Here is a 22,401-nt window from a genome sequence, read left to right as displayed (position 1 = left end):
ATGCTTGGAGTGCAAGTTGGAGAAGTATTGTGGATTGGCCACGGATGTAATGAGTTTTGTCAATAAAGAAGTATCCAGGAATTGCAAATATATTTCCACTAAAGAATATTGTGTTTTTATTATGTAAATTTCTCTCATGAGGATGTGTTGGTTGCTGTTATGAGATGAAGCGCACCTTGGTCAATTAAATCCAAGTCTTCCTTGTAGCGCATTAGATGCCTGTAGTTTCTTTTTCGCAGTTTATTAGATAGTGGTTTGTCCAGGCAGCGCATGTCAGAAATATCAATGAGACCTAGCTCGCCTTCGGGAGTAAGGACGATATTTCCAAGATGTAGTGACCGGAAATACACGCCCCTATCATGAAGGCGTGTAATGAATTCGGCCAGTCGAGAGGATGTATCCGCTTGGTCTAGGTCGTTATTCTCTTTGAACAATTGTCGCAGAGTTATCCCAGCCAATGGCTCGTAATGGACTACCGAACGGTATGGTGCGCTCATCGTATAGACTTGGATAATCGTTGGGCAGGCAATCGCTAAGCGTTTTAGTTGGGTAGCATTATCAGCAAAGCGTTTGGCCGGTGGGTACAGCATGTTTTTCGAAAACCAGCTTTTGCGCCTGAATAGTTTCAAAAAGGTGCCGTCAGCCAGGCGCAGAACCTTCTCACCGTACCTGTCTTTCTCCAGCACGTCGGCGCCGATGCGCCATTTCTCGTAGAGGTCTCGGCTTAGTTTCTGCATTGATGTATTCCCGAACAAAACCGAAGTCTACCGGAACCTGATGCATTGCTCATCTATCGCGCATCTTCCGATTCGATAGCGCTGGCAACGGCAGCGTCGCTTCGGGTGCTAGCAGCGGCGTTGTGTTTGCTAACGATCGAGCCCTGATCTCCTGCAGCCCTGTGATAAACTCCGGCCTGGTTCAACTGTGCGAAGAGCGTATGTCGGATACTCAGAACGAAAGCTTTGCCCGCTCCAGTGTGAGGATTTACCTCCGCTTGCTGAGCTATGTCAAACCTTACTGGATACCTTTTGCTGTGAGTATCCTGGGGTTCATGATCTTCGCTTCAAGCCAGCCGGCGATGGCGTGGATGCTGAAATACTTTGTCGACGGACTCAACGCTGGCTCGAGCGGTGAGTTTCTGGGCTTCCCGCTTATCTGGGGTTTTCCGTTGTTTATCGTGTTGGTAGCGGTCTATCAGGGCATCGGTTCCTTTCTGGGGAATTACTTCCTTGCCAAGGTTTCTCTGGGCATTGTTCATGATCTGCGCACGGCGCTGTTCAATAATTTCCTGACCCTGCCCAACCGCTACTTCGACAACCACAATTCGGGGCATCTGGTGTCCCGGGTGACCTTCAATGTGACTATGGTCACTGGCGCAGCGACGGACGCGATCAAGGTGGTGTTCCGCGAAGGGATGACGGTTATCTTCCTGTTTGGTTACCTGCTGTGGATGAACTGGCAGCTGACCCTGGTGCTGATGGGGATCTTGCCAATTATCGGCGTGATGGTGTCCAGTACCAGCAAGAAGTTTCGCAAGCAGAGCAAGAAGATCCAGACGGCGATGGGCGACGTTACGCATGTGACCTCGGAAACCATCACGGGGTATCGGGTGGTGCGCAGCTTCGGTGGTGAGCAGTACGAAACCGAGCGTTTCAACGCAGCCAGTGAAGAAAATCGGCAGCGAGGTCTGAAAATGACGCGCACTGGGGCGGTGTTCACACCTAGTTTGCAGTTGGTGACTTACGGCGCCATGGCGTTTGTGATGTTCCTGGTGCTGTTTCTGCGCGGTGATTCAACCGCTGGTGATCTGGTGTCCTACATTACGGCGGCGGGGCTGTTGCCGAAACCGGTGCGGCAGTTGTCGGAAGTCAGCGCCAATATCCAGAAAGGTATAGCAGCGGCGGAAAGCATCTTCGAGCAGCTTGACGAAGACCCTGAGTCCGATATGGGTACCTACGAGTCAGAGCGAGTCAGTGGTCGGGTTGAGGTGCGGGGTCTGCATTTCAGCTATCCCGAGACTGATAAAGCCGTGCTGGAGGATATCAATTTCTCCGTCGAGCCCGGCCAGATGGTGGCTTTGGTTGGCCGCTCGGGGAGTGGCAAGTCGACGCTGATTAGTCTGATTCCCCGCTTTTATCAGCATAACCAAGGCCAGATCCTTGTTGATGGGGTCGAGGTGTCCGATTATCGGTTGCGTAACTTACGCAAGCACATCGCCCTGGTCACTCAGCACGTGACGCTGTTCAATGACACCATTGCCAACAATATCGCCTACGGCGATCTGGCCGGCGCGCCGCGCGAAGATATAGAGCGGGCTGCTGAGGCAGCATATGCCAAGGAATTCATCGACAAGCTGCCAAACGGCTTGGATACCATGGTCGGGGAGAACGGTGTGCTGCTGTCGGGCGGTCAACGCCAACGCCTCGCGATTGCCCGCGCATTGTTGAAAAACGCACCCTTACTGATCCTGGACGAAGCGACTTCGGCGCTGGATACCGAGTCGGAGCGACACATTCAGAGCGCCCTGGATCATGTGATGCAAGGGCGTACCACGCTGGTCATCGCGCATCGGCTGTCGACGATCGAGAAGGCCGATATCATCCTGGTGATGGATCAGGGCAAGATCGTCGAACGGGGCAGCCATGCTGAACTACTGGCTCAGAACGGCTACTATGCGCGCCTGCACAGCATGCAATTTCAAGATGATGACTCTTCTCAAGCATGAGTCTCAATCCAGCCGACTGGCTGACTGAACGGGAATATTTATGAAGCTGACCATGCCACGTTTTGATTCCGCGCCTGTACTGGTCGTAGGCGATGTGATGCTGGACCGGTACTGGCATGGACCCACGCATCGGATCTCACCAGAGGCGCCGGTGCCCGTGGTCAAGGTTAACCAGATCGAAGACCGCCCAGGCGGCGCGGGCAACGTGGCGCTGAACATTGCAGCGCTGGGGGCACCTGCATGGCTGATCGGGGTAACCGGCGAGGATGAAGCGGCTGTCAGTCTGCGGCAGACTCTGAACGCGGCGGGTGTGTACTGTGATTTCCAGTCCCACGCGTCCAGCCCGACCATAACCAAGCTGCGTGTACTGAGCCGTCATCAGCAATTGATTCGCCTGGATTTTGAGGAGTCTTTTCCAACAGACGGAGCGGCGATACTTGAATCCGTCCGTGGCTTGCTCGATAAAGCCAAGGTCATGGTGCTGTCGGACTACGGCAAGGGTGCACTGGTCAATCATCAGGAACTCATCGCCCTAGCGCGTGCGAAAAATATTCCGGTATTAGCTGACCCCAAAGGCACGGATTTCTCCATTTATCGAGGGGCGACCCTGATCACGCCAAATCTGTCTGAATTCGAGGCAGTGGTGGGGCATTGTGCAAGTGAGCAGGAGCTGGTGGACAAGGGCATGGCGTTGATTGATCAACTCGAGCTGGATGCCATGCTGGTGACGCGTAGCGAGCAGGGCATGACCTTGCTGAGCAGGGGGCAGCCACCCCTGCATTTGCCTGCCAGAGCGCGTGAGGTGTTTGACGTGACGGGCGCAGGCGATACGGTGATTTCCACGTTGGCCACGGCATTAGCTGCCGGTGAATCATTGCCCCATGCGGTTGGGCTTTCCAATCTGGCCGCAGGGATCGTTATCGGTAAGCTGGGTACCGCGGCTATCAGCGCGCCGGAATTGCGCCGTGCGGTGCAGCGCGAGCAGGGCAGTGAACGCGGCGTTCTGGGTATAGAGCAATTGCTGTTGGCGATAGAAGATGCCCGCGCACATGGTGAGCGGATCGTATTCACCAATGGCTGTTTCGATATCATCCATGCCGGCCACGTGGGCTATCTCGAAGAAGCGCGTAGCCTGGGTGATCGGCTGATCGTAGCGATCAATGATGATGCCTCGGTCGCGCGTCTCAAAGGCCCTGGCCGACCCATCAATGCGGTTGATCGGCGCATGGCGGTGCTGGCAGGGTTGGGTGCGGTCGACTGGGTCACTTCCTTCGCTGATGATACGCCTGAAGAATTGTTGAAGCAGATCAAGCCTGACGTGTTGGTCAAGGGCGGAGATTACAGCGTGGATCAGGTCGTCGGGGCGTCTATCGTTCAGGCCTACGGTGGCGACGTTCGCGTGCTGAATTTTGTTGAAAGTTGCTCCACCACTGCCATCGTCGAGCGCATACGCGAAAAATCCGATAGCTGAGGATTGCTCGGCTTCATCCTATAGCCTGGCCAGACCCTCTGGCCAGGCGCAACGCTCCGCTTCGATTACCCAGCCAGTCTGCTCGGCCATTGCTTCACTCAGCCAGAGCTGGGTCGGCTTTTCGATCACCAGCACCCCTTTCTTCAATGTATAGATATGCCCGGGCTGTTGGCGGTCGTTCATTTCGCATAGATACAGGTCAGGATGCTGTTCATCCAGGCTGGCTCTTAACTCGCCACTCTTACTATCCAGGATTTCGTCCGCATGTAGAGCCGTAAGGGTGCCGCATCGCTCCGGTAGCGTCACGCGTAGGGAATAGACCAGTTGCAGCGAATTGCTCGGCAGATGGACGTAGGCGCGGGGCCGTTCGATCAACGGTTGGGTGCCGCAGCACACCGGCCGAGTGTGGCCGCGGTCAGGCATAAGCTCGAAGTTCTGATTAGGGTCCACTGGCAGGTCCGCTGCATAGGGGGTTGGCAGCCAGGTCTGCTGATAGCGCCCCTGAAGCCAGCCGTGCGAGCATTCGAGCAACAGCTCTTCGGCAATTTCGGTCATGGCCGTGAGGAGCGGCACCCGTAACTCATGCGCGGGCACGTAACCGGAAATAAGCTTGAGCACCTCGTCACCCTGGTCCAGCCGCTCCTGACGCACCAGCAGTTTGAAGTGTCGTCCTTGCCACTCGAGGGTCAGGTCAACCGATACACCCATATTGGCGACGGTAATGTCGAACTGGTGTGGATCCGCAATCGAAATGGGCCGACGCAGGGCCTGCATTTGCACAAAGCTGAGCGGACTGCCAACGGGCGTATACCGCAGCGCCTCGGGGCTTGCTTGCACGCGAATCGCCTGGGTTTTGAAGACCACAGGATTTTTTCGGGCAATGATCCGAGGCATAGTGTTTTCCGTGGCTAGGAGTTTCCGGCGATTGATTCCAGAACGGTAGCCGCAGTGGTCACGTTCTGTTTTAGATGACCCGGGTTGATGGTGCCGATGATCGCGCTGGCAACCGCGGGATGATTAAAAATAAGCCGGAGCCCGGCCGTGATCGGGTCATTGCCTGCGAGACACAAATGACCGCTGGCCAAGGCTTTTTTGATCAGAATGCCTTTGCCGTGAGCCTGAGCATAGTCGAGAACCGGCCGTTCGCTCTGCTCGGTGGCGTTATAGGTGACCATGGCGCAGTCGCCGCGCTCCAGCGCTCTGATGCCTCCGGCAACTGTCTTGCCAGAGAACCCGAATGCTCTGATCAAGCCCTCACGTTGGCAAGCCTCGAGCTCGGCGTAGGCTCCCTGGGCTAGAACGTCGAGATCTTTGCCGTCCGAATGCACCAGCACCAGATCAAGATAATCGGTTTTAAGCCGCTTCAGTGAGCGCTGGATGGACTGGCGGGTATGGTTGGCGCTGAAATCAAATGAGGAGACGCCGTCGGTAAATTCTTCGCCCACTTTTGTGCAGATCACCCAGTCCTGACGCTGGCCTTCCAGCAGTGTGCCCAGACGGATTTCGCTGGTGCCGTATGCCGGCGCCGTATCGATCAGGTTGAGTCCCAGTTCACGCGCCAGAGCTAGTAAATCGAGCGCCTGGGCGTCGGTGGGCAGATCGAAGGTGCTGGGGTATTTGACCCCCTGATTGCGACCGAATTTCACCGTTCCCAATCCCAACGGGGAGACGGCAATGCCTGTGCTGCCCAGCTGTCTGTGGTGGTTGTGCAAGGTCTTCATGGGAAGCAGATATCCCAGACGGGGGTGGCTACATGCGGTTGTGGCAATACCACCTCAGGCTGCTGAACGCTGGGTCGGATCGCCTGCCGTTCAAGTTCGGCCAGCATCTGGTCGCTCAGATTCGGTGTTAGCGCAAGCTTGGTGGGCCAGCACACCAGCACGTTGTGTACAGCCTGCATGTACGCAGTATCCGGACGCACCAGCCCACTTTGTGCCGGTTCTGCGCGGTTCACTGGCAAGGTGGTCCAGCGGGTCTGGCTCAGGTCGACCCACGGCAACAGCTCTGCCAGTTCATTTCTGGCTCGGGCGATGAGTTCGTCGGGTGCCAGTCCGACGCCTTGCTCCGCCAACTCCCCGCCCAGATACCAGCACCATTGGCCATCGGCGCAGGGGTGTGTGGTTATGGTGACACGCGGCTTGGGGCTGCTGCCCAGGCAGTGGGCATAGAGAGCCGGAAGATCTGGTCCTTTGACCAGTACCATTTGCAGAGGCCGACGCTGCATGCTGGGCTGATCGACGCCCCAGCTGTTCAGTAGACCCTCGTTGCCTTCTCCTGCCGTCAGCACATAGCGTTGAGCCTTGATCAGATAATCATGAATGGCGATTCCCGCTATGCTGCCGTCCGGTCTGCGTTCGACATGTGGCGAGGCATCCACCACGAGACTGTTACCCGACAATTCCGCAAGACGGCGAATTGCATCGGGTACGTCGAGCACCAGTTCGGCCAGTCGATAGACCTTGCCCTTGAACGCAGGATTGTCGAAGACCGACGGACGCTCAGACCCTTTAACGATGTCGACCCGGCCACGCAGCGCTTTGCTGGCAAAGAATCCCGCCACATTGCTGATCAGGCTGCCGGGTGACCACAGATAGTGGTGCTCGGAAAGCAGTCTGACCCCAGTCAGATCAAGCTCGCCGGTGCCATCCAGACTGGCGCGCCAGCGCTCGGGCATTCCGCCAATGGCTTCGGCCGCCAGACTCAGTTTGCCATGCAGCGCGTATTTGGTGCCGCCATGGATAATGCCCTGAGATTTGCTGCTTTGACCGCCTCCCAGCGCGCCCCGCTCAATCAGCAGAGTGCTGTATCCAAGCTGTTGCAGCCGAGCATTCAACCATAAACCGGCGATGCCGCCGCCAAGGATGCAGATGTCGGTTTCGAGGGTTGTGCTCATAAATTCCGTGGTTGTCCTAAAAAGGTTCCTAGTATAGACACTGCCAGCGCTTCGGGTCACATCTGCTACTCTATGCCGCATTTCGTATAGGGACATCCACATGGTTCGCCTGATCTACAGTCTGGTTTTTACGCTGCTTTTGCCAGTGATACTCGGCCGGCTGCTGTACCGCGCCTGGCGTGCGCCGGCCTATGCCCGGCGCTGGCAGGAGCGGTTTGCGCTCGGCGGGGATGTCCGCCCAGGCGGCATCTGGGTGCATGCTGTTTCAGTGGGCGAATCCATTGCCTCAGCGCCGATGATCAAGGAATTGATGCAGCGCTACCCTGATCTGCCGGTCACTATTACCTGCATGACCCCGACCGGCTCGGCGCAGATTCGCAAGATGTTCGGTGATACTGTCGGGCACGCCTATTTACCCTATGACCTGTCATGGCTGCAGCGTCGCTTTATCAGGCGGCTCGAGCCGCGCATTTGCATCATCATGGAGACCGAGCTGTGGCCGAACCTGGTCGCTTGCTGCAAAGCCGCCGGGGTGCCGGTGATACTCGCCAACGCGCGGTTGTCCGAACGTTCGGCGCGCGGTTATCAACGCATCATTGCGCTGGTCCGGCCGATGTTCGCTTCGCTGGACTGGGTGGCGGTGCAAAGCCAGCCTGAAGCTGAGCGTTTCGCGGCATTGGGCGTGCCCGGCCAGGCGATGACTGTGACGGGCAGTATCAAATTCGATCTGAAACCTGACCCGGACAAACAGGCGCAGGCCGCCCAATGGCGCGCTGGGTGGGGTGGTCGGCCGGTGTGGATCGCGGCCAGCACCCATGCTGGCGAGGATGAGCAGATCCTTGAAGCGCATCAGGCCATTCTGCGTCAGCATACCGACGCGTTGTTGATTCTGGTGCCGCGCCATCCCGAGCGCTTCGACAGTGTCGCCCGACTGATCAGCGAAGCGGGGTTGAAGACAGCACGGCGCAGCGCCGGACGCATGCCTTCGTCCACTGATCAGGTATTTCTGGGCGATACCATGGGCGAACTGATGCAGTTTTTCGGTTGCGCCGACGTTGCTTTTGTAGGCGGCTCGCTGGTGCCGAACGGGGGGCACAACTATCTGGAACCTGCGGCATTGGGCTTGCCGGTATTATCCGGCCCGCACTGGTTCAACTTTGCGGAAGTCAGCGACTTGCTGGAGGAGGCCGGGGCGCTGAAGATCGTGCAGGATGCGGCAGCGCTGGCTGAGTGTGTGTCTCAGTATCTGGCAGACCCTGCCGGACGGACTAAGACTGGTCGCGCCGGACAGGCTGTGGTGTTGGACAATCAGGGCGCCCTGGCCCGCTTGTTGACGGGCATATCCGGATTTATTGAAAAACGGTAGAACAACTAGACCCGAATCCCCTAGTTCTCCTTTTGCAGTGGGGGAGCGGGCCGGGTTCGGACTCGATGGAGAGCTCGCCGCGGCGTCGGTGCCGCCGGCCAGCCGTGGTATGAGCTGGTGCTCAAACCTCCCGGGTACTGCTTCCAGCCTTAAACCCCTAGCTCTCGACGCACCATGTTTGATGCACGAGAGCGCGCATCGCTGACTACCGACTAGAAGCTGCGGCGCATCCGCGTCTGGTCGGAGGATTCCGGCCGCTGGCCCCCCATCGACATACGCTCGACTTCCTCATCACTGAAAGGCGGGATGAAATCCCGGTCCGGATCATAGTCGGGGTTGAGCCAGCGAGACAGCTCTCTCAGATCCTGGGGGCTGAGAGTGCCGGCCGCCTGTTTCAGATTCAGGTTGTTGATGATGTAGTTGTAGCGCACATCGTTGTAATCACGCACTGAGCGGTACAGGTTGCGCTGGGCCTCCAGCACATCGACCACATTGCGGGTGCCGACTTCGTAGCCAGTCTGGGTTGCGTCCAAAGCAGCGTTGGCGGAGATGATCGCCTGACGACGTGCCTCCACCTCTTCGACGCTGGACGTGACGGTGCGGAACAGGTTGCGGGTGCTTTCAACGACACGTCGCAGTTGCGCTTCACTCAGTCGCTCGGCCTGGGTCAAGCGAAAGTTGGATTCGCGCACGCGGGAAGTGGTGGCTCCGCCGGTAAACAATGGCAGATTGAGCTCGACGCCGATTGACGTGGTATCCCGATCACCGGTGCCAGTAGCTGCGGCAGGTCCCCCAAATGAGGCGGCGTCGCTTGAGTTGCTGCCATGACGCACAAAGGCATCAACAGTGGGTGCATGACCGGAGCGGCTGCTGCGCAGGGTTTCTGCGGCACTGTCAATGGCCAGGCGTGAAGCCTGTAATTGCAGATTCTGCACCGCTGCAGTATCAACCCATTGCTGCAGCACGCCTGGCGTGGGTGGCAGGATAGGCAGGTCATGGCTGATGCCAATCAGTTCTTCGTATTGCTGACCAGTCAGACGCGTCAACGCCTGATAACTGATGTCCAGGTTGGTTTGCGCGCTCAGCCGGGCGGCTCGCGCGGTATCGAACCCGGCCAGTGCTTCAAGTACATCGGTGCGTGCCGACAGGCCAACTTCGAACCTTTCGCGCGCCTGTTCCAGCTGGCGCTCAAAGGCGGCTTCCTCCGATCGGGCTGATGCGAGATTGTCCGAGGCGCGCAGCACGTTGAAGTAGGCTTCGGCCACTTCCAGAATTAGCGCCTGCTGCGTGGCGGAAAACTCGACCTGCGCCTGCTCACTCAGCGATTTCGCTGCCTGATAGTTGAACCAGCTTTCAGCGCGGAATAAGGGCTGCGTCAGACTCGCCTGGTAATAGTGAGTGGAATACCGGTCACTGCCCATGCCATCGATATCGAGACGTTCACGGGCGGCACCGGCTGTTGCGCCGATGTTTGGCAATAACTGTGCTCGGGCCTGGGGCAGGGCTTCCTGGCGGGCCTGTGTATCTGCTTCGGCTGCCGCCAGATCGGCGCTGTTGTCTACCGCTTCCTGGTAGATAGTCAATAGATCGGTCTTGGCCAATGCCTGGCCGGACGACAGACCCACCAGTAAAACAGCAAGATAAAGGGGGCGCAGCATGCAGACTTCCTTCGCATGGATTGAATAATCCGCCAAGGCTAATGAGCGCGTGGGCCCTGGTCAAGGACGAAGCGCAGCTGGAGCGCGCCGCAACGGCGTGTTCCAGTCAGATACCGTCTGTTAATGAGCGATTGTTGCCATCGCGCCAAGCTGTGCTTGCAGCATTTCACCGCGGACCCTAAGCTGTCAGCTCATCTTGACGGGGTGCCTTCTGTTCGCAGTTGGCTGAGATAACACCCGTTGAACCTGAACCGATTAGTACCGGCGTAGGAATCGAGATGCGGCGTTCTGTTGCGTTGCTCTGGGCTGCAATTGCCTGGGCGGGCAGGTACCGCTTCGGTTCCCTGCGCGTTTTCTCAACGCAGTGGAGCGATCATGAATAATAAATTGCCTGACAATGCCATCACTACCTCGGGCGCCGACGGCGCAGCAACCCGACCCTTCCCCAACTCCCGCAAAATCTACGTGACTGGCTCGCGCCCGGATATCCGGGTGCCCATGCGGGAAATCAGCTTGGCGGACACGCCGACCGAGCTGGGTGGCGAGAAAAATGCCCCCGTGCTGGTGTACGACACCTCGGGCCCCTATAGCGACCCCGCTGTGGCAATCGACCTGCGCTCCGGTCTGGCCGATGTGCGAGGTGCCTGGATCGACGAGCGTGGCGATACCGAGGTATTGCCAGGCTTGACCTCCGAATTTGGGCAGGCACGACTGGCCGATTCGTCACTGGACAGCATGCGCTTCGCCCACGTGCGCACGCCGCGCCGCGCCAAGGCCGGTTGTAACGTCTCGCAAATGCACTATGCCCGTCGAGGCATCATCACGCCTGAAATGGAATACATCGCGATTCGCGAGAACATGAAGCTGCAGGAAGCGCGTGAGGCTGGGTTGCTCGACCAGCAACATCCTGGTCACAGCTTTGGTGCGGCGATACCGCAGCAGATCACCGCGGAATTCGTCCGCGAAGAAGTCGCCCGTGGCCGCGCGGTGATTCCGGCCAACATCAATCACCCGGAACTGGAACCGATGATCATCGGCCGTAACTTCCTGGTGAAGATTAACGGCAATATCGGTAACTCGGCGTTGGGTTCCTCCATTGATGAAGAGGTGGAGAAAATGACCTGGGGTATCCGCTGGGGTTCGGACACGGTGATGGACCTGTCCACAGGCAAGAATATCCACGAGACCCGGGAATGGATTATCCGCAATTCGCCAGTGCCGATTGGCACGGTGCCGATCTATCAGGCCCTGGAGAAAGTGAACGGTGTGGCTGAAGACCTTACCTGGGAGATCTTCCGCGACACCCTGATCGAGCAGGCAGAGCAGGGTGTGGATTATTTCACCATCCATGCCGGCGTGCTGCTGCGCTATGTTCCCATGACGGCCAAGCGGGTTACCGGCATCGTCAGTCGCGGTGGCTCGATCATGGCCAAGTGGTGCCTGGCACACCATAAAGAGAGCTTCCTCTATACCCATTTCGAAGATATCTGCGAAATCATGAAGGCTTACGATGTGTCCTTCTCGCTGGGTGACGGGTTGAGGCCGGGTTCGATTGCCGATGCCAACGATGAGGCGCAGTTCGGCGAACTCGAGACGCTTGGGGAGCTGACCAAGCTGGCCTGGAAACATGATGTGCAGGTCATGATCGAAGGACCTGGCCACGTGCCCATGCACCTGATCAAGGACAACATGGACAAGCAGCTGGAGTGCTGTGATGAAGCGCCTTTTTATACGCTTGGCCCGCTGACCACGGATATTGCACCAGGGTACGATCACATTACCTCGGGGATAGGCGCGGCGATGATCGGATGGTTCGGCTGCGCGATGCTGTGTTACGTCACGCCCAAGGAGCACCTCGGTCTGCCCAACCGGGATGACGTAAAAACCGGCATCATTACCTACAAGATCGCGGCTCACGCAGCGGATCTGGCCAAGGGGCATCCCGGTGCTCAAATTCGCGACAATGCATTGAGCAAGGCCCGTTTCGAATTCCGTTGGGAGGATCAGTTCAATCTCGGCCTCGATCCGGATACCGCCCGTCTGTATCACGATGAAACACTGCCCAAGGACTCGGCCAAGGTCGCGCATTTCTGCTCCATGTGCGGTCCGAAATTCTGCTCCATGAAGATCACTCAGGAAGTCAGGGATTACGCGGCGGCGCAGCGTATCGAGGTGATCGACTCGGCGGTGGAGGAGGGCATGAAGGCCAAGTCGCAGGAGTTTCGCTCAACCGGGTCGCAGCTCTATCAAAAGGTCTGAAGTGTTGCCGTCCGGCCTGCAGGTATGCGAGTTTAGTAGGGTCTGTTGACGCTAAATAAACCGCAATCCTTTGGGGATGATATTGAAGACCTTTACCCGTGACGATGTCGAGATAGTCAGCCGTGAATCCGGCTTTAAAGGGTTCTATCGGCTGGATATTCTGACTTTACGGCATCGTCTGTTCCGTGGCGGCTGGGGACCAGAACTGCGTCGTGAACTGTTTGTGCGGCATGACGCCGTATGTGTGCTGCCCTACGATCCCTGGCTCGACACGGTGGTGCTGATCGAGCAGGTCCGTATCGGTGCCCTGGAGAAAACCAGGCACCCCTGGCTGCTGGAGCTGGTGGCAGGCCTCATTGACAAGGATGAGGCTCCCGAGGAAGTTGCCCACCGGGAAGCGAAGGAAGAAGCCGGGCTGGATCTGCTCGATCTCGTGCCAATCACCCGTTATTTTCCCTCACCCGGAGGCAGCGACGAGCGGGTACATCTGTTCTGTGCAACGGTGGACAGCCGGGGCGCAGGCGGTATTCATGGCCTGGAGGAGGAGGGCGAGGACATCCGCGTCAGCGTTTGGCCGCGCGCTCAGGCGCTGGCCGCCGTCGAGGATGGGCGGATTGATAACGCTGCGAGCATCATCGGTCTACAATGGCTCGAACTACATGCAGAACGCCTTCGACAAACAGCGGGGACGCAGCCCTGATGGTCGCTCTAAGACCGCGCTACCACATCGATCTTTCCCAGTTGCAGGCCATCTGCGAAGAGAACTATCTGCGGTTGAAAAAACTGATGCCGACGATGGCCGTGCAGGACGAACAGCGCATCATCATCGATGCCGGCGCTGGCCCTGACCAGGCGTTGGTCATGCGCGTACTGGAGCGCTGCCGCTATACCACCATGCTCCAATTGATTCACGAGCGCAGCCACGACTGGCTAGCTCCGCCCAGCATGGAAATACGTCTGTACCATGATGCCCGCATGGCGGAGGTGGTGGCGGCCTATAACCGTCGGCGTTTCATGGGCGTGTATCCTTATCCCAATGAACAGATGCTTCAGCCAGATGAAAAGTCCCAGCTCAACCGCTTTCTTGGGGAATGGCTTGGACATTGTCAGCGCTTCGGCCAAAGTGCGCAGCCGGTGCTTGTGGGCCGTTGAGAACCGTTCGGCTGTGAACCAGTCACTGGAATACTCGTCGCGGAATTGTCATCATTCCCGTTGGGATAGGGATCAGGAGTAGGCCGTCGATGCCGCCAGTCACAACAGCCGAAGCTGGATACGTCAGTATCGTTCAGCTTACGGACAGTCATTTGTTTGCCGACCACAGCGCCAGGCTGCTTGGTCTCGATACGTTTGCCAGCCTCAATGCGGTTATTGATCAGGTACTTGGTGAAATCGACCAGATCGATCTGGTCCTTGCGACCGGTGATATCACGCAGGACGGCTCCGCAGGGGGATATCAGCGCTTTATCGATGCCGTGGCGCGGCTGCCGGCCGAGTGCCGCTGGCTGCCTGGCAATCATGATGATGCACAGCTGATGGCCTCACTCGGGGATGCGTCAGGGTTCAATGCCGAATGGGTTGACCTGTCCAGGTGGCGGATCGTGTTGCTTGATTCGAGTGTGCCTGGGGCGGTACCCGGGCATCTGGGTACGCGTCAACTAGATCGTCTCGACCGTGCCCTGGACTCGGCGGATGGGCGCCATCTGCTGGTCAGCCTCCATCACCACCCGGTGGATATCCAGAGTGACTGGATGAATCCTCTGGGATTACAGAATGCCGAGAAGCTGCTGCAGCGCATTGATGACAGCAGCAGCGTTCGCGCGGTGCTATGGGGACATATTCACCAACACCTGGACTCCATGCGCGGCAACGTACGCCTGCTTGCCACGCCTTCAACCTGCATCCAGTTCGACGCGCACAGCGCAGGGTTCGCCACTGACACGCAGTCCCCCGGCTACCGCTGGTTGCGGCTATATGATGACGGATCGATCGAGACGGCTGTGTCGCGCTTGCCGGCCGGTCAGTTCGTAGCTGATCCGGGGGCCAGTGGGTATTAGATTCTCAGCTGGCACCGCCGCCCGGCACATGCTTGAGCCTCCGCTGTCCCGCTAGGGCATCAGGCATTGGCACGTCGTCCTCCGGGCGGATACTATGCATGCAGTTTCCAATCGATGCCGCCCGGTCATTGCCGCCTGTGCCTGTTCGATACAGGCGGTCGCCGGGTATGCATACCTTGTCAAGGATAGCCAGACCGTCTATGTCGCAATCGACCTATAACGCCGACGCACTCGAAGTACTCAGCGGCCTTGATCCGGTACGACGTCGACCGGGCATGTATACCGACACCACTCGCCCAAACCATCTCGCCCAGGAAGTCATCGATAACAGTGTCGACGAGGCACTTGCCGGTCACGCCCGGACGATTAGCGTCATCCTCTACGAAGACAATGCGCTGGAAGTCACCGACGACGGGCGGGGCATGCCGGTGGATATGCACGCTGAAGAGGGCGTTTCCGGCGTTGAGCTGATCCTCACGCGCCTGCATGCGGGGGGTAAATTCTCCAATAAGAACTATCAGTTCTCCGGCGGCTTGCACGGGGTCGGAATTTCCGTGGTTAATGCGCTCTCGCTGCGAGTCGAGGCGCGAGTGAAACGCGATGGCCAGGAGTATGCGATCGCCTTCGAAAATGGCGAGAAGGTCAGCGAGCTCGAAGTGGTCGGTACTGTTGGCAAGCGCAATACCGGTACCTCGGTCAAGTTTTGGGCTAATCCTGGCTATTTCGATACGCCAAAGTACAGCATCAGTCGACTCAAACATCTGCTCAAGGCCAAGGCGGTTCTCTGCCCCGGCCTGAAGGTGGATTTTGATGACCGGCAATCCAAAGAGCAGACTTCCTGGTACTACGAGGATGGGCTGCGCGATTACCTGACCGACTCCTGTATCCAGTGGCCGCGATTACCGGAAGAGCCCTTCACCGGCAATTTGTCCTCTCGCCAGGAGGCTGTCGAGTGGGCCATGTTCTGGCTACCCGAAGGTGGCGAGCTGGTGCAGGAAAGCTACGTCAATCTGATCCCCACGGCGCAGGGCGGAACCCACGTTAATGGCTTGCGCACCGGAGTGCTCGAAGCGGTTCGGGAATTTTGCGAGTTCCGTAATCTGCTGCCGCGGGGCGTCAAGCTGGCGCCCGAGGATGTGTGGGAGCGCGTCAGTTACGTGCTTTCGCTGAAAATGGGTGATCCGCAATTCTCCGGGCAAACCAAGGAGCGGCTGTCGTCCCGTGAATCGGCCGCTTTTGTCTCGGGTGTGATCAAAGATGCCTTCAGCCTGTGGCTGAATCAGCACGCTGACATCGGCCAGCAGTTGGCGGAAATGGCGATCAATCACGCCAGCCGACGCCTTAAGGCCGGCAAGAAGATCGAGCGCAAGCGGATTACCCAGGGTCCGGCACTACCCGGCAAGCTGGCCGACTGCGCCGGCCAGGACCCCCGACGTGCAGAGCTGTTCCTGGTCGAGGGGGACTCCGCCGGCGGCAGCGCCAAGCAGGCGCGTGACAAGGAGTTTCAGGCGGTGATGCCGCTGCGCGGCAAGATTCTGAATACCTGGGAGGTTGATCCGAGTCAGGTGCTCGGCTCGCAGGAGGTACACGACATCGCGGTCGCAATTGGTGTCGATCCCGGCTCCCCTGATCTGGCCCAACTGCGCTATGGCAAAGTCTGCATTCTGGCTGATGCGGACTCGGATGGTCTGCATATCGCTACCTTGCTGTGCGCCCTGTTCGTCAAGCATTTCCAACCGCTGGTGGAAGCCGGACATGTGTTCGTGGCAATGCCGCCGCTGTACCGAGTGGACGTCGGCAAGGAGCTGTTTTACGCCCTGGACGATGCAGAAAAACAGGGCATCCTCGATCGGATAGAAGCCGAGGGCAAACGCGGCAAGATTCAGGTCACGCGTTTCAAAGGCCTCGGCGAAATGAACCCCCTGCAGCTGCGCGAAACCACCATGGCGCCGGATACCCGCCGTCTGGTCCAGTTGACTGTCGACGATATGCCGCAGACCGAAGCCCTGATGGATATGCTGCTGGCCAAGAAGCGCTCGCCGGATCGCAAGAGCTGGCTCGAGAGTAAGGGCAATCTGGCCGAGGTCCTGCTTTGATCCCCGGTCTACCAATGCGATGCGGATTCTTTGGTGTCTGAAAGGCCGGCTTCGCGTCGCTTCGGGACGGTCATGCTGGTATTGGCATGGATCGCCGGGCTGGCGCTGGCTGCCAACTGGTTTGCTGGCCTCGAGGAGCGGCAACGCAACCCCAACCAGCAGCCGGACTCGGTGCGTACCGACTCGGTGATCGAGGTGCGGCTCGATAGCAATCGGCAAGGCCACTATCTGGTTGGCGGACAGATAAACGGCACGGATGTCACCTTCCTGCTGGATACCGGCGCAACCTTTGTGGCTATTCCCGCCGAGGTGGCCGACGGGCTGGGTCTCAGGCGCGGCCGACCGGTTATGGTCAGTACTGCAAATGGTTTGGCCGAGAGCTACAGCACACAAATAGACAGCCTGGCGCTGGGCGATATCCGTTTGCAGGATGTCGCTGCCGGCATCGTTCCCGGGATGACGGGCGACGAGATATTACTGGGCATGAGCGCTCTGCGGCAGCTGGATTTCAGCCAGCAGGGCGGACAACTGATTTTGCGGCAGAACCGCCAATAGAGGGTGAGTATGAGTGACAGCCTGGATCTGAGCATGGAAGGCGTGGAGCGCCGCGCACTGTCGTCGTTTACCGAGGAAGCGTACCTCAACTATTCGATGTACGTGATCATGGACCGGGCGTTGCCGAACATCGGCGATGGCCTCAAACCCGTGCAGCGTCGCATTATCTATGCGATGAGCGAGTTGGGGCTGTCTGCCACCTCCAAGCACAAGAAGTCCGCGCGGACGGTCGGCGACGTACTCGGCAAGTATCATCCCCACGGTGATTCCGCCTGCTACGAGGCGATGGTGCTGATGGCGCAACCCTTTTCCTACCGCTACCCACTGGTTGATGGACAGGGTAACTGGGGCGCGCCGGACGATCCCAAATCCTTCGCAGCGATGCGCTACACCGAGGCGCGTCTGGCGCGTTACAGCGAAGTCCTGCTGACTGAGCTTGGACAGGGCACCGTGGACTGGCAGCCAAATTTCGATGGCACCATGGACGAACCCATGGTATTGCCCGCGCGCTTGCCCAATTTGCTGCTAAATGGCACCACGGGCATTGCCGTAGGGATGGCGACGGACATCCCGCCGCACAATCTGCGCGAGGTGGCCGCGGCCTGCGTACGCTTGCTGGATGAGCCGGGTGCTGGCATCGATGAGCTGATGGAACATGTACAGGGACCGGATTATCCGACCGAGGCGGAAATCATCACGCCGCGCAGTGACCTGGTCAGGCTCTACTCCACGGGACGTGGCTCGGTACGTGCACGCGCCGTTTGGGAGCGTGAAGACAGCGATATTGTAGTGACCTCCCTGCCGCATCAGGTTTCGGGGTCCAAGATTCTGGAGCAGATTGCGGCGCAGATGCAGGCCAAAAAACTGCCGATGGTGGCGGACCTGCGCGACGAGTCAGATCATGAAAATCCGACCCGCATCGTCATCGTGCCACGGTCCAATCGCGTCGATGCCGAAGACCTGATGCAACACCTGTTCGCCACCACTGACCTGGAGCACAGCTATCGGGTCAACATGAATGTCATCGGAACGGATGGCCGACCTGCGGTGAAGGACCTGCGCAGCCTGATCAGCGAATGGCTGGGGTTCCGGATCAGCACGGTACGTCGTCGCCTGCAGTATCGCCTCGACAGGGTGCTGAACCGACTGCATCTGTTGGACGGCTTGCTGGTTGCGTTCCTCAATCTGGATGAAGTCATCCATATCATCCGTACCGAGGATCAGCCGCGCGCTGAACTGATGTCCCGTTTCGCGCTCAGCGAGCCTCAGGCCGACTACATTCTGGATACCCGGCTGCGGCAGTTGGCGCGGCTTGAGGAAATGAAAATCCGCGGCGAGCAGGATGCGCTGGCGGCCGAGCGTGATCAGCTTCAGAAGGTGCTGGGTAGTGAGAAGCGCCTGCGCAACAAGGTCCGCGATGAGCTGATCGCTGACGCCGAAACCTATGGTGATGATCGCCGTTCGCCGCTGGTCGAGCGCCGGGAAGCCCGGGCACTGTCTGAGACCGAGCTGGTGACCGCCGAGCCGGTAACGGTGGTGTTGTCTGAAAAAGGCTGGGTGCGCTGCGCCAAGGGCCACGAAGTGGATGGACCTTCCTTGTCTTATCGTTCCGGGGACAGCTTCCTGGGGCAGGCAGCTGGACGGTCGAATCAGCCGGCGGTATTTATCGACTCGACCGGGCGAAGCTATTCGGTCGCAGCGCACACGCTGCCGTCGGCTCGGGGACAGGGTGAGCCTCTGACCGGGCGGCTGAGTCCACCGCCAGGCGCGGCCTTCGAAGCGGTATTGATGCCGGATGATCAGGCGCTGTATCTGATAGCGTCGGATGCCGGTTATGGCTTTGTCGCTCAGGGTGCGGATCTGCATGCCAAGAACAAGAACGGCAAGGCGTTGCTCAGCGTGCCGGCTGGTGGGAAAATTATCGCGCCAGTGGTAGTGACAGATCAGGCCAGCGATTCGGTGGTGGCGGTCTCCAATGAAGGGCGTCTGCTGGTGTTCCCGATTGCCGAGTTGCCACAGCTGGCGAAGGGTAAAGGCAACAGGATACTGTCGATTCCTTCGGCCAGGGTGAAGTCCCGGGACGAATTCCTCGCTGGGTTAACGGTGCTGCCTGCCAACGCCAACCTGGTACTGGTAGCGGGCAAGCGCACCTTGACCCTCAAACCCTCGGATCTGGAACACTATCGGGGTGAACGTGGACGGCGCGGCAACAAGCTGCCGCGCGGATTTCAGAAGATTGATTCAATTACGGTGGACTAGGCTGAGGGGCGGCGCTGGGTGTACAAGGCATTCAGCTGCCGTTCCAATAACGTCTGGTGTGGATCTTTCAGTCGCTCGACGCAATACACTCCGGACTGGCTAGCCAGTCGCCTGACCACCGCGCGCTGGGTGAGCGGCTCGCTGGTTGCCAGCGGCGCATCCAGCAGCAACAGGTTGCGGCTGAATTGCAGCCGCTCCAGCATCTGCTTGCAGTCCGGCTGTTCGGCATACTGGCTTTCGTCCAGCTGATCGATATTTTCGGTACGGCAGGCAGCCAGCTGCAAATGCAACGCGATCCCGGTGTCGGCAATTTCGATTTGCAGATCGTGACCCAGAACACGCAGCAGCTCGCCACAGCTCAATACCGTGCTGAGCTCTTCGGCATCGTTGTTACCGTCTTTATTAACGAATGCAATGACGCTGGTGCCGTCGTGCAGGGTGTGCAAGGTTCCCTGATAAATCTCCGCTGCCTGGCTTACGTACTCCTGATAACGCCGCAACAGTGACAACAAGCGTGGGCGGGCCAGACGACGAAGCGCATCCTGATTGCCAAGCCGTACTGCCAGTACCGCGCTCGGCACTGCTGGCGCAGGCGGCGTCACGACCGGCTCAATGGGCGTTTCTGGCTCGTCGACGGATTCTGCAGGCGTCGCCTCCGCACTGTCGGTGTCGGCCAGCAATTCGTCCGATCCTTCGGCTAAAGGTTTGTCGTCGTCAGCAATGGGTTCTTCATGCTGGGCTGTTGTGGCCTCTGCGGCAAAATCCTCATCCAATGACGCGTACGGAGAGGTTCCGAATACGGTGTCCGGGTCAGGCACCGGATCGAGCGAAGCAGCGTCGAGTGGACTGTCTAGCTCGTCTATCTCGTCCGATGCGGTGATTGTCGGTTCCCGCAGCCCGAAACCGTATTCGTCTTCCAGTTCTTCCAGCTCCCCTGGCTCTTCCTGCTCTTCCGGTTCGACAGGAGCAGGCATGTCGATTATGCGGCGTTCGGTTAATCGTCGGGCAAGCGCGCCCAGTTCATCCGCACGATCTACACCTGCTGGGGGGGGATCAATGTCCCCGCGCCAATCGGCCAGGTCGTCCAGCACTTTGCGCATTCCCCCAGCCATCCGCCAGGCCAATAGCGTGGCTAGCAGCGCGAGCCCGAGCAGGCTCCACAGCAGATGACGCAGCAGGGCTTGTCCCGGGGCGCTAAAAGGCTCGGCTGCCAGACTCAGGCGCAGCTGTCCTGCCAGCACGTCTTGTACATGTACCGCCGTGACGAAGCGGCCTTGCCCAGGTGCCAGCTGCTCGTCAGAGACCTTGCTGCCTGCCTCGGCAACGATGCGATTGTCCGGCGTGTTCAGGCTGGTGTGCGCGATAAGCGGATTCTGATTCCACTGCGCCAACAGTATATTCAGGCTCAGATGGTCACCGGCGGCGAGCGGGTCGGCGACCGAAGCAGCGACCTGGCGCGCGAGCTCGGCGCCGACAGCATCAGCCTGGGCTGCAGTGTCGCGCTGAAGTTGATACTGGCCAAACCAGATCAGTGCTAGCAGGACGCCAAATAAGGGGGTCAGGACGAGCAGCATCAAGCTGCCCCGCAACTTTATGCTCTGGTCACGCCAGGCGGCATAGCAGCGAAGGAATACATTGTCGGAGTGCGATGAGCGATTCAAGATAAAACTCGATATTGAAGGTGAAAGATCCGGCGAGCGAAGGAGCTATCCCGGTTGAATTGAACCTCGCGCCTTCGAAGGGCCTGAGTATAGCCATTCCACCAGAGGGTAAAAAGCGCGCATCTATTAAGTGGACACTTAAATCCGGGTAGAATGGCGGCCCAGTCTTGTCAGCGGAGCGGCCACCTTGAACGAAATTGTCCTGATCAACATTACGGGGCCTGACCGGCCGGGCCTGACCGCCGCGATCACCAGCATCCTGGCCCGGCAGAACGTGCGGATTCTCGATATTGGTCAAGCAGTGATCCACGATACATTGTCGTTCGGTATTCTGGTCGAGATGGCGGGCGATACCGGAATGTCTGATGTATTAAAAGACGTTTTGTTCCGCGGATATGAGCTCGATCAGCAGGTGCGCTTCACACCGGTCAGCGCTGAAGAATACAGCCGCTGGGTGACCGGTCAGGGCAAGCCGCGGCACATCGTAACCTTGCTGGCGCGGCGCATTACCGCCGAGCATATTGCGCGGGTCAGTGATATCACCGCGCGCTTCAATCTGAACATAGACCACATCGACCGATTGTCCGGGCGTATTCCGGAGGGTTTGCCAGCTGATCAGGGTAAGGGCTGTATCGAGTTTTCTGTGCGTGGCGAGCCGGGCGATCCCGCCGCTCTGCGCGCTGAATTCCTGGCGATCGCGCAGGAGCTTAACGTTGACATCGCCTTCCAGCAGGACAGCATCTTTCGCCGGAATCGTCGCCTGGTAGTATTCGATATGGACTCGACGCTGATCGATGCCGAGGTGATAGACGAGTTGGCCAAGGCCGCCGGGGTAGGGGATCTGGTTGCGGAAATTACCGAGCGGGCGATGCGTGGAGAGCTCGATTTCAAGGCCAGTTTCCGTGAGCGTATGGCGCTGCTCAGAGGGCTCCCGGTGTCAGTGCTGGAAGAGATCGGTGCCGGCTTGCGGTTGACCGAAGGTGCGGAAACCTTGATCGCTCAATTACGACGCCTGGGTTACAAGACCGCAATACTGTCTGGCGGCTTTAGCTATTTTGCCGAGCAATTGCAGCAGCGCCTGGGCATCGATTATGTCTACGCCAACGCCTTGCCCGTGGAGAATGGGCTGGTCACCGGGGAGGTACAGGAGCCGATCGTCGATGGCCAGCGTAAGGCGGATCTTCTTCGCGAGCTGGCTGAGCGTGAGGGGATCAGCCTCGAGCAGACGATTGCGGTGGGCGACGGGGCTAATGATCTGCCAATGCTGGCCATAGCAGGTCTGGGCGTAGCATTTCGGGCTAAGCCGCTGGTCAAGCAATCAGCCAAGCAGGCGATCTCCACGCTGGGCCTGGACGGCATTCTGTATTTATTGGGCTTTCGCGACCGGGACGAATACTAACCGTC

General features: G+C 58.7%; 17 protein-coding genes and 1 riboswitch. Of the genes, 11 read left to right on the top strand and 6 right to left on the bottom strand.

Annotation, left to right across the window (positions count from 1 at the left end; genetic code table 11):
* Positions 1-134: 134 nt before the first annotated feature.
* Positions 135-737, bottom strand: a complete 603-nt coding sequence (locus FHK95_RS02835; protein WP_150303089.1) for a lipopolysaccharide kinase InaA family protein — start codon at positions 735-737, stop codon at positions 135-137.
* Positions 738-937: 200 nt separating this feature from the next.
* Between FHK95_RS02835 and msbA the strand changes: the two genes are divergently transcribed.
* Both msbA and hldE read left to right on the top strand, forming a co-directional pair.
* The gene (msbA, locus tag FHK95_RS02830; RefSeq protein WP_150303088.1) at positions 938-2,725 is read left to right on the top strand and encodes a lipid A export permease/ATP-binding protein MsbA; all 1,788 of its coding nucleotides are present in this window, start codon (positions 938-940) and stop codon (positions 2,723-2,725) included.
* Positions 2,726-2,765: 40 nt separating this feature from the next.
* Entirely contained in the window at positions 2,766-4,196 is a 1,431-nt protein-coding gene (gene hldE / locus FHK95_RS02825) for a bifunctional D-glycero-beta-D-manno-heptose-7-phosphate kinase/D-glycero-beta-D-manno-heptose 1-phosphate adenylyltransferase HldE (RefSeq protein WP_150303087.1), read from the top strand.
* 18 nt (positions 4,197-4,214) lie between these two features.
* On the opposite strand, the gene FHK95_RS02820 is transcribed toward hldE, so the two are convergent.
* The 3 genes from FHK95_RS02820 to FHK95_RS02810 are packed head-to-tail and all read right to left on the bottom strand — an operon-like array spanning position 4,215 to position 7,089.
* A complete protein-coding gene (locus FHK95_RS02820) occupies positions 4,215-5,090 on the bottom strand; it encodes a metal ABC transporter ATPase (protein WP_150303086.1) in 876 nt (291 codons plus the stop codon).
* A 14-nt stretch (positions 5,091-5,104) separates the two neighbouring features.
* Positions 5,105-5,917: an aldo/keto reductase gene (locus FHK95_RS02815; protein WP_150303085.1), complete on the bottom strand. Its 813-nt coding sequence runs from the start codon at positions 5,915-5,917 to the stop codon at positions 5,105-5,107.
* The gene (locus tag FHK95_RS02810) at positions 5,914-7,089 is read right to left on the bottom strand and encodes an FAD-dependent oxidoreductase (RefSeq protein WP_150303084.1); all 1,176 of its coding nucleotides are present in this window, start codon (positions 7,087-7,089) and stop codon (positions 5,914-5,916) included. The genes FHK95_RS02815 and FHK95_RS02810 overlap by 4 nt, the downstream gene beginning before the upstream one ends.
* A 100-nt stretch (positions 7,090-7,189) precedes the next feature.
* On the opposite strand from FHK95_RS02810, the gene waaA reads away from it, so the two are divergent.
* Positions 7,190-8,455: a lipid IV(A) 3-deoxy-D-manno-octulosonic acid transferase gene (waaA, locus tag FHK95_RS02805; RefSeq protein ID WP_150303083.1), complete on the top strand. Its 1,266-nt coding sequence runs from the start codon at positions 7,190-7,192 to the stop codon at positions 8,453-8,455.
* A 212-nt stretch (positions 8,456-8,667) separates the two neighbouring features.
* On the opposite strand, the gene FHK95_RS02800 is transcribed toward waaA, so the two are convergent.
* Complete coding sequence (locus tag FHK95_RS02800; RefSeq protein WP_150303082.1) at positions 8,668-10,113, bottom strand: TolC family outer membrane protein; 1,446 nt, start codon at positions 10,111-10,113, stop codon at positions 8,668-8,670.
* A gap of 190 nt (positions 10,114-10,303) precedes the next feature.
* A riboswitch (TPP riboswitch) is annotated at positions 10,304-10,403 on the top strand.
* A gap of 85 nt (positions 10,404-10,488) precedes the next feature.
* Here FHK95_RS02800 and thiC point away from each other — a divergent pair.
* The 7 genes from thiC (at position 10,489) to parC (ending at position 19,336) form a co-directional block, all read left to right on the top strand.
* Positions 10,489-12,372 (top strand): phosphomethylpyrimidine synthase ThiC, encoded by a 1,884-nt coding sequence (thiC, locus tag FHK95_RS02795; RefSeq protein ID WP_150303081.1) that lies wholly within the window; start codon positions 10,489-10,491, stop codon positions 12,370-12,372.
* A gap of 76 nt (positions 12,373-12,448) precedes the next feature.
* Complete coding sequence (locus tag FHK95_RS02790) at positions 12,449-13,072, top strand: NUDIX domain-containing protein (RefSeq protein WP_150303080.1); 624 nt, start codon at positions 12,449-12,451, stop codon at positions 13,070-13,072.
* Positions 13,072-13,524, top strand: coding sequence for a DUF1249 domain-containing protein (locus tag FHK95_RS02785; RefSeq protein ID WP_150303079.1), 453 nt, complete (start codon positions 13,072-13,074; stop codon positions 13,522-13,524). The genes FHK95_RS02790 and FHK95_RS02785 overlap by 1 nt, the downstream gene beginning before the upstream one ends.
* Positions 13,525-13,613: 89 nt before the next feature.
* Positions 13,614-14,426, top strand: a complete 813-nt coding sequence (gene cpdA / locus FHK95_RS02780) for a 3',5'-cyclic-AMP phosphodiesterase (protein WP_150303078.1) — start codon at positions 13,614-13,616, stop codon at positions 14,424-14,426.
* A 200-nt stretch (positions 14,427-14,626) separates the two neighbouring features.
* A complete protein-coding gene (parE, locus tag FHK95_RS02775) occupies positions 14,627-16,522 on the top strand; it encodes a DNA topoisomerase IV subunit B (protein WP_150303077.1) in 1,896 nt (631 codons plus the stop codon).
* Positions 16,523-16,594: 72 nt separating this feature from the next.
* Positions 16,595-17,077 (top strand): retropepsin-like aspartic protease family protein, encoded by a 483-nt coding sequence (locus FHK95_RS02770; RefSeq protein ID WP_150303294.1) that lies wholly within the window; start codon positions 16,595-16,597, stop codon positions 17,075-17,077.
* Between the two features lie 9 nt (positions 17,078-17,086).
* Entirely contained in the window at positions 17,087-19,336 is a 2,250-nt protein-coding gene (parC, locus tag FHK95_RS02765) for a DNA topoisomerase IV subunit A (RefSeq protein ID WP_150303076.1), read from the top strand.
* Here the strand turns inward: parC and FHK95_RS02760 are convergent.
* Positions 19,333-20,910 (bottom strand): hypothetical protein, encoded by a 1,578-nt coding sequence (locus FHK95_RS02760; RefSeq protein ID WP_150303075.1) that lies wholly within the window; start codon positions 20,908-20,910, stop codon positions 19,333-19,335. The two genes, parC and FHK95_RS02760, sit on opposite strands and share 4 nt — an antisense overlap.
* A 274-nt stretch (positions 20,911-21,184) precedes the next feature.
* Here FHK95_RS02760 and serB point away from each other — a divergent pair, with 274 nt between their 5' ends.
* The gene (serB, locus tag FHK95_RS02755) at positions 21,185-22,396 is read left to right on the top strand and encodes a phosphoserine phosphatase SerB (protein ID WP_150303074.1); all 1,212 of its coding nucleotides are present in this window, start codon (positions 21,185-21,187) and stop codon (positions 22,394-22,396) included.
* The last annotated feature ends 5 nt before the right edge of the window (positions 22,397-22,401 follow it).

It is taken from the genome of Pseudomonas saliphila (assembly GCF_008638345.1).
In the GTDB taxonomy this organism is placed as follows: domain Bacteria; phylum Pseudomonadota; class Gammaproteobacteria; order Pseudomonadales; family Pseudomonadaceae; genus Halopseudomonas; species Halopseudomonas saliphila.
This window is presented reverse-complemented; position numbering and strand designations above follow the sequence as displayed.

What these genes read in the sequence shown, in the direction of transcription:
- FHK95_RS02835 (WP_150303089.1), bottom strand. Translation starts at nt 737, where the DNA reads ATGCAGAAACTAAGCCGAGACCTCTACGAGAAATGGCGCATCGGCGCC.
- msbA (WP_150303088.1), top strand. Translation starts at nt 938, where the DNA reads ATGTCGGATACTCAGAACGAAAGCTTTGCCCGCTCCAGTGTGAGGATT.
- hldE (WP_150303087.1), top strand. Translation starts at nt 2,766, where the DNA reads ATGAAGCTGACCATGCCACGTTTTGATTCCGCGCCTGTACTGGTCGTA.
- FHK95_RS02820 (WP_150303086.1), bottom strand. Translation starts at nt 5,090, where the DNA reads ATGCCTCGGATCATTGCCCGAAAAAATCCTGTGGTCTTCAAAACCCAG.
- FHK95_RS02815 (WP_150303085.1), bottom strand. Translation starts at nt 5,917, where the DNA reads ATGAAGACCTTGCACAACCACCACAGACAGCTGGGCAGCACAGGCATT.
- FHK95_RS02810 (WP_150303084.1), bottom strand. Translation starts at nt 7,089, where the DNA reads ATGAGCACAACCCTCGAAACCGACATCTGCATCCTTGGCGGCGGCATC.
- waaA (WP_150303083.1), top strand. Translation starts at nt 7,190, where the DNA reads ATGGTTCGCCTGATCTACAGTCTGGTTTTTACGCTGCTTTTGCCAGTG.
- FHK95_RS02800 (WP_150303082.1), bottom strand. Translation starts at nt 10,113, where the DNA reads ATGCTGCGCCCCCTTTATCTTGCTGTTTTACTGGTGGGTCTGTCGTCC.
- thiC (WP_150303081.1), top strand. Translation starts at nt 10,489, where the DNA reads ATGAATAATAAATTGCCTGACAATGCCATCACTACCTCGGGCGCCGAC.
- FHK95_RS02790 (WP_150303080.1), top strand. Translation starts at nt 12,449, where the DNA reads ATGATATTGAAGACCTTTACCCGTGACGATGTCGAGATAGTCAGCCGT.
- FHK95_RS02785 (WP_150303079.1), top strand. Translation starts at nt 13,072, where the DNA reads ATGGTCGCTCTAAGACCGCGCTACCACATCGATCTTTCCCAGTTGCAG.
- cpdA (WP_150303078.1), top strand. Translation starts at nt 13,614, where the DNA reads ATGCCGCCAGTCACAACAGCCGAAGCTGGATACGTCAGTATCGTTCAG.
- parE (WP_150303077.1), top strand. Translation starts at nt 14,627, where the DNA reads ATGTCGCAATCGACCTATAACGCCGACGCACTCGAAGTACTCAGCGGC.
- FHK95_RS02770 (WP_150303294.1), top strand. Translation starts at nt 16,595, where the DNA reads ATGCTGGTATTGGCATGGATCGCCGGGCTGGCGCTGGCTGCCAACTGG.
- parC (WP_150303076.1), top strand. Translation starts at nt 17,087, where the DNA reads ATGAGTGACAGCCTGGATCTGAGCATGGAAGGCGTGGAGCGCCGCGCA.
- FHK95_RS02760 (WP_150303075.1), bottom strand. Translation starts at nt 20,910, where the DNA reads ATGCTGCTCGTCCTGACCCCCTTATTTGGCGTCCTGCTAGCACTGATC.